At 46.3% G+C, this 11896-nt stretch carries 8 protein-coding genes and 2 tRNA genes; 7 read left to right on the top strand and 3 right to left on the bottom strand.

Translation table 11 applies throughout. From position 1 onward, the window contains the following. Positions 1-8 precede the first annotated feature (8 nt). The 3 genes from PPO43_RS04295 to PPO43_RS04285 all read right to left on the bottom strand — a co-directional run bounded on the left by PPO43_RS04295 (position 9) and on the right by PPO43_RS04285 (position 4236). Positions 9-659: a glycoside hydrolase family 73 protein gene (locus PPO43_RS04295; protein WP_272620574.1), complete on the bottom strand. Its 651-nt coding sequence runs from the start codon at positions 657-659 to the stop codon at positions 9-11. A 171-nt stretch (positions 660-830) separates the two neighbouring features. Further along, positions 831-2738 (bottom strand): molecular chaperone DnaK, encoded by a 1908-nt coding sequence (gene dnaK, locus PPO43_RS04290; RefSeq protein WP_272620573.1) that lies wholly within the window; start codon positions 2736-2738, stop codon positions 831-833. A 280-nt stretch (positions 2739-3018) separates the two neighbouring features. Next, a complete protein-coding gene (locus PPO43_RS04285) occupies positions 3019-4236 on the bottom strand; it encodes a hypothetical protein (protein ID WP_272620572.1) in 1218 nt (405 codons plus the stop codon). Between the two features lie 204 nt (positions 4237-4440). On the opposite strand from PPO43_RS04285, the gene PPO43_RS04280 reads away from it, so the two are divergent. The 7 genes from PPO43_RS04280 to hppD all read left to right on the top strand — a co-directional run bounded on the left by PPO43_RS04280 (position 4441) and on the right by hppD (position 11821). Next, positions 4441-4513: transfer RNA gene (locus PPO43_RS04280), tRNA-Phe, on the top strand. A 624-nt stretch (positions 4514-5137) separates the two neighbouring features. Next, positions 5138-5692 carry a nucleotide exchange factor GrpE gene (locus PPO43_RS04275; RefSeq protein WP_272620571.1) on the top strand — a complete coding sequence of 185 codons (555 nt, stop codon included), beginning with the start codon at positions 5138-5140 and terminating at the stop codon, positions 5690-5692. A gap of 18 nt (positions 5693-5710) precedes the next feature. Then, complete coding sequence (dnaJ, locus tag PPO43_RS04270; RefSeq protein ID WP_272620570.1) at positions 5711-6889, top strand: molecular chaperone DnaJ; 1179 nt, start codon at positions 5711-5713, stop codon at positions 6887-6889. Positions 6890-6969: 80 nt separating this feature from the next. Next, a tRNA-Pro gene (locus tag PPO43_RS04265) sits at positions 6970-7045 on the top strand. A 932-nt stretch (positions 7046-7977) separates the two neighbouring features. Next, positions 7978-8598 carry an outer membrane beta-barrel protein gene (locus PPO43_RS04260; protein ID WP_272620569.1) on the top strand — a complete coding sequence of 207 codons (621 nt, stop codon included), beginning with the start codon at positions 7978-7980 and terminating at the stop codon, positions 8596-8598. A gap of 9 nt (positions 8599-8607) precedes the next feature. After that, complete coding sequence (locus tag PPO43_RS04255) at positions 8608-10263, top strand: hypothetical protein (RefSeq protein WP_272620568.1); 1656 nt, start codon at positions 8608-8610, stop codon at positions 10261-10263. Between the two features lie 463 nt (positions 10264-10726). After that, entirely contained in the window at positions 10727-11821 is a 1095-nt protein-coding gene (hppD, locus tag PPO43_RS04250) for a 4-hydroxyphenylpyruvate dioxygenase (protein WP_272620567.1), read from the top strand. The last annotated feature ends 75 nt before the right edge of the window (positions 11822-11896 follow it).

Below are 11896 nucleotides of genomic sequence, written 5' to 3'. Positions count from 1 at the left end.
AGGAGAGATTAGTCGAAAGAAAGGGTATCTGGAGCTACGACCCAGGGGGATTCTGGGCGGAGCAGGAGTTGATCGTATTGGTCGAGTTTAAATCGTTCGATCAGAGAAATGAGTTTATCGGGATATTTGGGGTCGGTGGCATAGCCAGCGGCTTGTAGGCCTTTGGCCCAGGCTTTATAATCGCCAGAGGGGAGGAGAAAGAGTTTTTGGTAGTATTTGCGGTAGCGGAGGAAATCGGAATGGGCACGGAAAGAGGCTTCGGCGGATTCGAAGACGCGGAAGCAGGCCAATTGTCGGTAAGATTGGGCTTCATTATTCCATTCTCCGGTAAATTTGGAGTAGCTATCGCCCTCCCAGTTGCCGCCGCATTTCATTCCAAAGTGGTTATTGGCTTGTTGGGCCAGTTCACTTTTACCGTAACGAGATTCTAGGATTCCTTGGGCGAGGGTAATGCTAGCGGGCACGCCCATTCTTTGCATTTCGGCAATGGCGAGGGGGTGGAAGCGATCTACGTAGGCGGCAATAGCCTCATTATTGGCTGCAATTTGTTCAGCTTTGCTAGCTGTTTTGGGTTGAATCCAATGGAACCAAAAAAGGAAAAGAAAATAAAGCAGCATAGGTATAAGCAGAAAGTAGCGGAGCCGGGGGGATGTCGCCATAAGTTAGATTTTGGCTCAAAGATAATAAAGAATAGAAATGCGGGGAAGAACTGATTTAAAAACAGCATTGCGCTAATTTTTTAGGCTTGCTTGGGCCGTTCTTGTTAGAGATAAAAAAAGGCGAGTCAACAATTGTTGACTCGCCAGTATTAGCGTCTTTTGAGAAGAAGATTATTTGTTGTTATCTACTTCTTCAAATTCTACGTCGGTTACATCATCGCCACCGGTTTGGCCTTCGTTAGCGGGACCTTGGGGACCAGCTTCGGGGCCTCCAGCGCCAGGTTGTCCACCCATTTGCTGGCTAGCAGCAGCCCAAGCGTTATTTACAGCCTCGATACCTTTGTTGATAGCATCTAGATCTTGTGCTTGGTGAGCAGCTTTTAGTTCGGTTACTGCTTTTTCGATATCGCCTTTGAGGTTTTCGGGCAATTTATCGCCATACTCCGTCATCTGACGTTCAGTTTGGTAGATGATAGAGTCAGCCTCATTAAGCTTATCTACTTTTTCGCGAGCTTGGCGGTCAGCTTCGGCATTTGCCTCAGCTTCTTGCTTCATTTTATCAATTTCTTCTTGAGAAAGACCAGTAGAAGCCTCGATACGGATCTTCTGTTCTTTTCCGGTAGTTTTTTCTTTAGCAGAAACGCTAAGGATACCGTTAGAGTCAATGTCAAAAACTACTTCAATTTGAGGTTCGCCTTTGCGCATAGCGGGGATACCCTCTAGTTGGAAGCGACCGATTGTGCGGTTTTGATTAGCCATAGGGCGCTCTCCTTGCAAAACGTGGATCTCTACAGAAGGCTGATTGTCTTGAGCCGTAGAGAATACCTGAGAGGCACGTTTAGGAATAGTCGTGTTGGCTTCTACTAGGCGAGTGAATACGCCGCCATAAGTTTCGATACCCAAAGAAAGGGGAGTAACGTCTAGGAGAAGAACATCTTTCACTTCACCAGTCAATACACCACCTTGGATAGCAGCACCTACGGCAACTACTTCATCAGGGTTTACACTCTTATTGGGTTTCTTGTTAAAGAATTTTTCTACAGCTTCCTGAATAGCAGGAATACGAGTAGAACCACCCACTAGGATAATCTCATCAATATCGCTGATAGAAAGACCCGCATCATCCAATGCTTTTTGGCAAGGAGTAAGGGTACGCTGTACCAAGTTGCTAATGAGTTGCTCAAATTTAGAGCGGCTCAATTGGCGAACCAAGTGCTTAGCGCCACTTTCATTGAAAGAGATATAAGGAAGGTTAATGTCTGTAGAAGAACCACCAGAAAGCTCAATTTTAGCTTTTTCTGAAGCTTCTTTTAGACGTTGGATGGCCTCTGCATTTTTGCTAAGGTCAATACCTTCTTGATCTTTAAACTCGCTAATGAGCCAGTCCATAATCACGCGGTCAAAGTCGTCACCACCAAGGTGAGTATCACCATTAGTTGATTTTACTTCGAAAACACCACCGCCCAATTCAAGGATAGAAACGTCAAAAGTTCCTCCACCAAGGTCATAAACAGCGATAGTTACATCTTCATCAGCTTTGTCCATACCGTAAGCAAGTGCTGCAGCAGTAGGTTCGTTGATGATACGACGAACTTTAAGGCCGGCAATTTCGCCAGCTTCTTTAGTGGCTTGACGCTGAGAGTCGTTAAAGTAAGCAGGTACAGTAACTACAGCTTCAGTCACTTCTTGGCCCAAATACTCTTCTGCAATGCGCTTCATTTTTTGCAGCGTCATGGCCGAAATTTCTTGTGGGCTATATTCACGATCGTCAATTTTTACGCGAATAGTATCATTGGCCCCTTTCAAAATTTCGTAGGGGACCTGGTTCACATCATCGCCAGCCTCGCTATAACGCAAGCCCATAAAGCGTTTGATAGACATGATTGTTTTGTGTGGGTTGGTAATAGCTTGACGCTTAGCGGGATCTCCGATTTTGCGTTCGCCATTATCCAAAAAACCAATAACAGAAGGCGTAGTGCGCTTACCCTCTTCGTTGGTAATCACTACAGGTTCGTTTCCTTCCATTACAGATACGCAGGAGTTGGTAGTTCCTAAGTCGATTCCTATAATCTTACCCATAACTTGTAGATATTGAATTTGTTAGTTTGATAGTCAATTATTGTTCGCCTCATTGAGCGACACTGCCCTAAGATCAAGGCTTGTACCAACACAATTTTTTTTCTTTTTTGCCCTTTTTTTTGCCAAATCGGCTGTTTAGATGTCATTTTCAGCCTGACAAGCTGCCATTTTTACAGTTTTCTCTGTTTTTATTGTCAGTTAAAGAAGCTAGCTGAAGGCTTAGTGAATCGAGTTGTTTGAGGACATAAAAAAAGGCCCTAACAAGAGGGCCTTTATATTTTTAGTTACAACTGTAATCTCTAAATCCTAGATCACGAGTAATCTCCCCAAATTTAAGATACTCCAAAACCTCATCATCTAAATCATAGCCTTTTTTATTGGTAAACATCTTTGTAGTAAAAATACCATAACCATCAGGTACATTAGTATAGGGCTCTGCGGGAAATAGTCCACCCACTAAAGTCTGATTCGCCGCATTGGCTTTTAGATAGTTAGCCAAATCAACCCCCGCAGCATCTACCTGAACATCAAAGTGGCTAAAACAACGACGAATGTTATTGTCTGTTGTGCTAGATAGATTACTGGCCAAATAACGGAAGAAGTTTTCGCCATTAATCTCTTGCGCTACACTTCCATCACCTTCTACAAAACGCTCATAGGTGGCTGGACAAGCACTGCAAAGCCCCTTGGGCTCAGAAGAACCAGAAGCCATAATAGAGCGGAAGGGGGTCCAAGTTAATGTTTTGAGTACACGAGTACCCGCTATCTCAGGCTCTCCAGTTTGACTTTCATCTACCTCAAATTCATAATAGTGGATATCTAAAGATAAATCGTAAACAGCAGCATCAGTTGGTGTTGCCCAATTAAAATTGATGTCTCTGAAAATCCAATCCTGAGAACCTTGATCATAATTGACCCACTTTACCCCTAAAGAGGTAGATGGCGTGTTAACTCTAAAGTTGCGAAAAGTCTGACCCGTAAGGTCGAGATCACCAGCTTGAATAGCTTTTGTATAGATGTCATACTCTTTTCCCGAACTCAAATTTTTTACTTTTAACATCAAGTATGCCCCCACAGGTACAACCGCATCACTCTTATATATATAGTTGGGACTAGCCGCAAAAATGCCCTCTTCCCGGTCTCCAAATCCTTCATCTACCGCACTAACACGCTCTAAAGTATCTAAAGCAGTACTAATAACCTGCGAACCCTGTAAGCTTTGCTGAAAAAGAATGACCTCCAAATCAAAAGGACCATAATATAGGGAGTCTGGCCGTTGCGCAATCTGAAAAGCATCGGTGCGAGGATCCAAAAAGGCCTTCTCAATGCGAATATAATGCGGCTCCATCGGCTCAAAAAGAGGTAGCGGGTTAATCACCCCATAAACAACAGGCACCTCTTTCCAGTCCCCAACCACATCTACTTCATTATCGCAGCTATTCGTCAAAAGGCCAAAACAAAGGAGCAGGGCCAATACACTCCATCTTTTTAAATACATAGATTTTAAATTCTAAGGATGAGACCAAACATTTTTGGGCAAAAAAGCAATCGGGCAAATTTAATAAAAGGGCCCGCTATTCTTAAATTTTTAAAAAACTTTAAGTCCGAAGAACCACACAGAATAAAAAATCACTTTTTTTTAGCAAAGCTTTGGAATTTTAAAAAACTGCCTTATATTTGTGCCACGCAAAACAAAACAGCGGGTTTCGTAGCTCAGCTGGTAGAGCATCGGACTGAAAATCCGTGTGTCGGCGGTTCGAGTCCGCCCGAAACCACTTCAACCTTCAAGCTTTTGGCTTGGAGGTTTTTTTTTGCCTTTTTAATAATGATTTGGGGCTGCCCCTTCCGCCAGCTTGAACGCCAGCGCAAAGCGGTATCGCTTTGCGAAGCTCTACAAAATGAGGGTTAAAACCCTCATGAATTATCGGGCGGGTCGGGCTGTTCCGGGCTCGCTGCTCGCTCGGCCCTTCGCAAAAAATGCTGCGCATTTTTGCTCGGTCTGGCCCTGTGGGCCACCCTCTCCATCCCTCAGCCGCGTCGCTTCGCTCCTTCATGGCCTAGCGATGTGCAGCAGTGGCCCGCAGGCCAGACCGAGCCAGCTTAGCTGGCGAAGGGCCGAGCGACCCGACCAACGGGAGCCGACGCAGCGAAGCAAGTAATAGCGAGCTGCGGAACGACAACAAGGCTACAAGCCGCAGTTCGACGACTGTAAGGAGTAACGCCCCAAAAAATCAATAAAAAAATAATCGCCCCGCCTTAGCCTGTCAGACTAAACTGACAAACTGCCAAAAAGCAAGAAAAAACTGACAAGATGTCTTTATCTTGCGGCTGGCAAAAAACTTGAAAAGGGCCAAAGTGAAATCGTTTAAAAACCGTCTTACTATATATTATATACTATCATGGAAGAAAAGAAGCAGGAGGAACAACTAGATCCTCAGGAGGAGCAACAGCAGCAAGAAGAACAGTTGCAAGCAGATGCACAAACTCAAGAGGAGACTGTAAAGGAAACCGCAGCCCCCAAAGATGAAAAAGAAAAACTGGCCCAAGAATTAGCCGAAATGAAGGATAAATACCTGCGTATTTATGCCGAATTCGACAACTTCAGAAAACGCAACGCCAGAGAAAAATTGCAGCTCATCCAAACTGCCGCAGCCGATACCATCAAGTCGCTCTTGCCTGTACTCGACGATTTTGATCGGGCCGTAAAAGCAGGCCAAGACCTAGACGATGGCATTATGCTCATCTATGAAAAAATGAAAAAAGCCTTGGCCCAAAAAGGATTGGAAGAAATGGAATCTACTGGCCAAGCCTTTGATCCCGATTTCCACGAAGCCCTCACTAAAGTGCCCGCTCCCACAGAAGAGCTCAAGGGCAAAGTGATTGATACGGTGGAAAAAGGATACATTTTGAATGAAAAAATCATCCGCTACGCCAAGGTTGTAGTGGGCCAATAAAAAAGAAGATAAAGAGTCATGGCGCAGAAAAGAGATTATTATGAAGTGTTGGGCGTAGATCGGAATGTGGATAAGGCGCAACTCAAAAAAGCCTACCGCAAGGTGGCTATGAAATACCACCCTGACCGCAATCCCGATAACCCCGAGGCAGAAGAAAAATTTAAGGAAGCAGCAGAAGCCTATGAGGTGCTCAATGATGACCAAAAACGTGCAGCTTACGACCGCTACGGTCATGCTGGCGTTAATCAAGGAGCTGGACCAGGTGGTGCAGGGGGCTTCTCTATGGAGGATATTTTCTCTCAATTTAGCGACATCTTTGGTGGTGGCGGCGGAGGAGGTTTCGACTTCTTTGGCCAACAGCAAGGCGGCCGCGGCCGCAGAGCAGCCGGTGGCCAAAAAGGCTCTAATCTCCGTATTCGCGTTGGCCTGACCCTAGAAGAAATTGCTAAGGGAGCCAAAAAGAAGATTAAGGTCAAGAAATATGTAAATTGCCAAAGCTGTGGCGGCTCTGGGGCCAAAGATAGCAGCTCAATCAAGACTTGTAGCGGCTGTAATGGTAGCGGATATGTCCGCAAGGTGCAAAATACCTTCTTGGGCCAAATGCAAACCACGGTCGCTTGCCCCCAATGTAACGGCTCTGGAAAAAGCATTACCAGCAAATGTACAAGCTGTAAAGGCGAAGGCCGTACCTATGGCGAAGAAACCCTAGAACTCGAAATCCCCGCTGGCGTATCAGAAGGAATGCAACTTTCTATGAGCGGCAAAGGGAATTCTGGCATGAACGGTGGCCCCGCAGGCGATCTACTCATCAATATCCAAGAAAAGGAACATGAGCTCTTTGCCCGCGATGGCAACAATATTCACTATGAACTAGATGTCAATTTTGCCGACCTAGTACTAGGTACCGCTGTCGAAGTGCCCACCCTAACCGGTAAGGTGAAAGTTACCCTACCCGCCGGAACCGAAGGCGGCAAGGTGTTCCGCCTAAGAGGTAAGGGCCTCCCTTCTCTAAGAGGCTATGGCCAAGGCGACCAACTCATTCACGTCAAAGTTTGGGTGCCTCAAAATATCTCTTCAGAAGAACGCCGCGCCTTAGAAAAAATGCGCGACAGCAAAAATTTCATCCCCAATGCTAAAGAAAAAGGCGGTAGAAAGGGCTTTTTAGACCGTCTCCGTGATGTATTTGGAGGGAATTAGGAAAAATAATCGCTAGAAGTTTGGATCTTAAAAATATCGCCCTATATTTGTGACCACAAACAACAACGCTACTAGCGAATCGGGATGTAGCTCAGTTGGTAGAGTACTCGTCTGGGGGGCGAGTGGTCGCTGGTTCAAGTCCAGTCATCCCGACCAAAAGCTGAATAACTTTACAGTTATTCAGCTTTTTTTTTGTGTTTATTGAGATATTTTGGGGCCTCCGCTGCGGCTTCGCCTTGCGGCGCTACGTTGCGGGGCTCGCTATTACTTGCTTCGCTGCGTCGGCTCCCGTTGGTCGGGTCGCTCGGCCCTGCGGCGGCTGCGCCGCCTTGGTCTGGCCTTCGGCCACCCCTCCACATCGCTAGGCCGTTTACTGTAGGTTGAAACCTACAGCAAGCAAGGTATTGCTCCGCAATATTTTTTATGGAATGCGGGTTGAAACCCGCATGGATTGAAATCTTTTGGCCTTTTATCTTTCTCACTTAGTTAATCAATCCTTTTCTAGCTATGGGCTGAAGGTTTTAACCTTCAGCCCATTTTATTGCGTTTAGTATGGCCTCTTTTGTTGCTGTGGGTTTCAACCCACAGGTATATATAATAGCGTGATTTCGGAGCCAAACCCCAAACAATTCAAAGGGAAAGCTATTCGGGATTTGTGAAATAGCATTTGTAAAGTCGGGTAAGAGACTGTCAGGATTTTGTGTATCTGAATAAAATTTGGGCTGTTTAATTTTATGAGGGTTTTAACCCTCATTCATACATCATTGCGCAGCAATACCATCTGGCTGTAGGTTTTAACCTACAGTTATTATAAAAGGCCAATAATGGCCTAGGGACAAGCCCCTAGGCTAATCAAATGGAGTCCGCCTTAAAGGGCCTCAAAGGTTGATGTACATTACCGTACTAAGTAGTTATTGCAGAGAAGGTCCTTATCCAAAGGCCCTCTTTAGAGGGCTGTCTGAAAAGCTAGCCTAGGGGCTTGTCCCTAGGCGCAGAGAAGGCAAAACCATCAATAAAAAACAGCCCCCGCCTTTCCAATCCCCTAAAAGCGCAGTATTTTGAGCCCTTCACATTAAATAAAATGTATTATGCGACTTAATATCTTATGCTTTCTTGCCTTATGGATTGGAGCGCTACAGCTTCAGGCGCAATCTTCAGATTATCAGAATCGCTTTTCGGCTAGTATTATAGCGGGGATCAATATGGCCCAAATAGATGGGGATGAGGCTGCAGGCTATACCAAGCCCGGCCTAAACATTGGGGCTAGGGGAACGGCCCGTTTGGCGCCTATTTGGGACCTAGGCGTAGAGATTCTTTTTTCTCAGCAAGGCAGCCAGTCGCCTTCTCTTCAGGGGGCGCCCCGCAACTTCTACCTACATCTTAATAATATAGAGGTGCCAGTCCTCATCTTTCTCAAAGATTGGGAGGTCTCTACAGATGGGAAGGACAGCTACCACCGCATGCACTTTGGGGCGGGACTTTCCTATAATCGCATCCTCAATGCCACGGTAGAAATCAATGGGCAAGATGATCCTGCCGTAATTGATAAGTTCCGCAAGGATTATGTCATGCTAATGGCCGATCTGACCTTTTATATCACCAAAAACTGGGGCATCAATGCTCGTTGGCAGCGGGCTCCGATGAACATCCGCAAGGATACTTATTTCAATCCCTATATGTTTAGCCTGCGGGCCATCTTTACGCTCTAATTCGTTTTCATGAAACAGCTGATTTATCTCTTTCCCCTTTTGCTTTCGGCTAATCTTTGGGCGCAGACTAGCCAATATAGCCCATTGCAAGGCCCTTCAGATGATTATTTGGACCGAGAGCAGACGCTTCAACCAGCAGTAGAGGGCGCACATACGAGTCTGCGGCCCTTTTTGCGCAGCGATCTGCGTAAGTTGGTCGCCCAAAGTGCAGATTCTAGCTATCTTCTGGCTGATAATGCCCTTTGGGATAGCTTGGCCCCTGCGCCCCAGGGGTTTTGGTCGCATTTCTATCAGCAGAAGGCCAATCTATATGCCTTGCAAGCGGGCGACTTCTATTTTTCGGTCAATCCCTTATTGCATTTGCAAGCTGGAGGCGAGCGCCTAGAAGATGGAACCCAAAACCTGCTCTTCCTCAACCGCAGAGGCCTGCATTTGGAGGGAGATATTGCCAAGCGGCTGTTCTTCTCGACGACCCTAACCGAAAACCAGGCGGCTTATCCCGCTCATATCCAAAACCGGATTAGCGAATTTGGGGCAGTGCCCGGGGCGGGCTTTTATAAGGTATATGATAGCCAGTTGACGGATGCGCCAGAAGATGGAGTAGACTATCTATTGGCCCAGGGACATATTGGCTTTCAGCTTATGCCTTATATCTCTGCCCGTTTGGGCCATGGGCGCCATTTCATTGGCGATGGGCACCGCTCCTTATTATTGTCTGATTTCTCGAACAACTACTTTTACTTACAACTAGATACTCGGATTTGGCGCTTCCACTATCGCAATATCTTTGCGGAATTGACGCAGGATCATGCACCAGTGGCCAATGGGCTCTATCCCAAAAAGTATTTGGCGGCGCATTATCTGGACCTCAAGCTGAGTAAAACCCTACAAATTGGCTTATTTGAGGCCATCGTTTTTGGTCGAGAGCAAGGTTTTGAGTTGCAATATCTTAATCCAATTATTTTCTATCGGGCGGTAGAGCAGGGTTTGGGCAGCCCAGATAATGCCATGCTGGGGCTCAACTTCCGTTGGGATTTTCTGCGGCGTTTTGCCTTTTATGGGCAAGTTGTGATTGATGAGTTTGCCTTTTCGGAGGTGTTCCGTTCGCCTTCTGCGGCCAATGGGGGCTGGTGGGCCAACAAGCAGGGTCTACAATTGGGCCTCAAATACCGAAATGTGGCCAATATCAATCATTTAGATCTGCAATTGGAGTTCAATACGGTCCGTCCCTATACCTATACCTTTAGAGATAGTTCAGCTAGTTATACCCATTATAATCAGCCCTTGGCCCATCCCTTAGGGGCCAACTTTAGAGAGTTTTTGGCCATTATTCGCTATCAGCCGATGCCCAAGCTACAGCTTAGGGCCCAATGCACTTATGCCTTTTATGGACAGGATAGCAGCGGGAGTAACTGGGGCAGCAACATCCACCTCTCTTATATTACGAGAGAGCAGGAATATGGCAACCGAATAGGGCAGGGGCTGGCCACTCATTTATTGTATTTGGATTTATTGGGCAGCTATCAGCTCTATCATAATTTATATGTAGATCTGGGGCTATCTTTCCGCCAAGAAAAGATAACTGGCCTAACAGAAAGCCCGCAGGCAGTTTGGGGCCGCTTAGGCTTGCGTTGGAATATGCTAGAGCGGAGGCAAGATTTTTAGGTCCTACAGGCCCGGAGGGCCGCAGGCAATAGCCAGATTTAAACGCACTCACTTTTATAGTTTGCAGCAATTTCCCGCTAGTCGGCCCTATTTTTCTCGGCCATATCGAAGGTTATGCCCTTAAAAAATAGCTGGCCTAGCCAAAAAATCATAGCAAAGGATGGCCAAAGCAGCGCAATTAAATCTGGCTGAGGGATGGACAGCAGTGGCCGAAGGCCAGACCGAGGCGCTGCAAGCGCCGAAGGGCCGAGCGAACAGCGAGCTGCGACACAGCCCGACCCGACCGATAATTCATGAGGGTTTTAACCCTCATTTTGTATAAGCTCGCAAAGCGATGCCGCTTTGCGCTGGGTTTCAACCCGGCGGAAGGGGCAGCCCCAAAAAGCAATAAAAAGAGCTAAAAATTGCTTAAGTTTAGGCGCAGAACAGCAAGATCATCTAAATACGTTAAAAAAACAGTAACATGAACCAAGATGCAATGCCCCTATTGGGGACCGATCATGTGGAGTTTTATGTGGGAAATGCCAAGCAATCGGCCCACTATTATCAGACGGCCTTTGGCTACAAGTTGGTGGCTTATAGAGGGTTAGAAACTGGCGATAAAGAGCTTTGCACCTATGTATTGGAGCAGGGTAAAATTCGTTTGCTTTTGACTTCGGCCCTAGTGCCCGATCATCCTGTAGCGGAGCATGTGAAAAAGCATGGCGATGGGGTAAAAACCTTGGCGCTTTGGGTAGATGATGCAGAAAATGCTTATCAAGTAGCGGTAGAAAGAGGGGCCAAATCGGCTTTTGCGCCAAAAACCTTGACCGATGAGCATGGGGAAGTGAAGTTAGCGGGGATTTATACCTATGGCGAAACCATTCATACCTTTGTAGAGCGCAAAAACTATAAGGGGGCATTTATGCCGGGTTATATTGCTAAGGAAAGTCCTATGAAAGTGCAGTCTGTCGGCCTAAAATATGTTGACCATTGCGTGGGCAATGTAGGTTGGGGCGAGATGAATAAATGGGTAGAATACTATCAGAAAGTGATGGGATTCAACCTGCTCATCACCTTTGATGACAATGATATTTCTACAGAGTACACCGCCTTGATGAGCAAGGTAGTTTCTAATGGCAATGGCTATGTGAAATTTCCGATTAATGAGCCCGCAGAAGGTCGCAAAAAGTCGCAGATTGAGGAGTACATTGATTTTTATCAGGGGGGCGGCGTGCAGCATATTGCCGTAGCCACAGAAAATATCATCGAGACTGTTAGTCAGTTGAGAGCCAATGGGGTAGACTTCCTTTATGTGCCCGATAACTACTATGATACGGTTTTGGATCGCGTAGGCGAAATTGAGGAAGATTTGGAAGAGTTGAAGAAACTCAATATTTTAATCGACCGCGATGAAGATGGGTATTTGTTGCAGATTTTCACTAAGCCGGTACAGGATCGTCCCACCGTTTTTTATGAAATCATTCAGCGTTGTGGGGCTCAATCTTTTGGCAAAGGAAACTTCAAGGCCTTGTTTGAAGCCATTGAGCGCGAGCAAGAGCTAAGAGGAACCCTTTAAGGGGATATTTGGAGCAGGTCGTTTTTAATTTGGGGCTGCCCCTCGCTACGCTCGGGTCGGGCTGTGTCAGGGCTC

The organism is Saprospira sp. CCB-QB6 (genome assembly GCF_028464065.1).
Lineage (GTDB): Bacteria > Bacteroidota > Bacteroidia > Chitinophagales > Saprospiraceae > Saprospira.
This window is presented reverse-complemented; position numbering and strand designations above follow the sequence as displayed.

Coding starts and splice junctions, on each gene's coding strand:
- PPO43_RS04260 (WP_272620569.1), top strand. CDS start 7,978: ATGCGACTTAATATCTTATGCTTTCTTGCCTTATGGATTGGAGCGCTA.
- PPO43_RS04255 (WP_272620568.1), top strand. CDS start 8,608: ATGAAACAGCTGATTTATCTCTTTCCCCTTTTGCTTTCGGCTAATCTT.
- PPO43_RS04285 (WP_272620572.1), bottom strand. CDS start 4,236: ATGTATTTAAAAAGATGGAGTGTATTGGCCCTGCTCCTTTGTTTTGGC.
- dnaJ (WP_272620570.1), top strand. CDS start 5,711: ATGGCGCAGAAAAGAGATTATTATGAAGTGTTGGGCGTAGATCGGAAT.
- PPO43_RS04295 (WP_272620574.1), bottom strand. CDS start 659: ATGGCGACATCCCCCCGGCTCCGCTACTTTCTGCTTATACCTATGCTG.
- PPO43_RS04275 (WP_272620571.1), top strand. CDS start 5,138: ATGGAAGAAAAGAAGCAGGAGGAACAACTAGATCCTCAGGAGGAGCAA.
- dnaK (WP_272620573.1), bottom strand. CDS start 2,738: ATGGGTAAGATTATAGGAATCGACTTAGGAACTACCAACTCCTGCGTA.
- hppD (WP_272620567.1), top strand. CDS start 10,727: ATGAACCAAGATGCAATGCCCCTATTGGGGACCGATCATGTGGAGTTT.